At 66.5% G+C, this 538-nt stretch carries 1 protein-coding gene; it reads left to right on the plus strand.

Annotated elements, in window-relative coordinates:
* On the plus strand, positions 1–538 hold a 538-nt coding region (locus EOA29_RS39480; protein WP_145970160.1), incomplete at both ends, for an amidohydrolase family protein.

Genomic DNA, 538 nt, shown 5'->3' on the forward strand with positions numbered 1-538 from the left:
AGGCCATATGGACCGAGTGGTGCGGCACGCGATCAGCCAGGGCCTGAAGCCGGTGACGGCGATTCAGATGGCGACGCTGAACACCGCCCAGCATTTCGGGCTGGAGCGCGAGATCGGCTCGATCGCGCCGGGACGGCTTGCCGACCTGCTGATCGTCTCGGATCTGGCGGCGATGACCATCGACGAGGTCTATGCTCGCGGCGTCAGGCTGGCCAAGGGCGGCAAGCTCGACATCGACATCCCGGCCTATGACTATCCGAAGACGGCCAAGAACACGGTCAAGCTTGGCAAGAAGCTCAAGGCGAAGGATTTCGACGTGGCCGCGCCGAAGGGGGCCAACGAGGCGCGCGTACGCGTCATCGGCGTGATCGAGAACCAGGCGCCGACGCGAGCACTGGAGGCCGACCTGCCGGTCGAGGACGGGCTTGTCGGCATGGACCGGCGCAACGACGTCTGCCAGATCGCGCTGGTCGAGCGGCACAGGGGCACCGGCGGCGTCACCAATGCCTTCGTCTCCGGCTTCGGCTACATGGCGGAC

The sequence above is a fragment of the Mesorhizobium sp. M1E.F.Ca.ET.063.01.1.1 genome, assembly GCF_003998155.1.
Classification (GTDB): domain Bacteria; phylum Pseudomonadota; class Alphaproteobacteria; order Rhizobiales; family Rhizobiaceae; genus Mesorhizobium.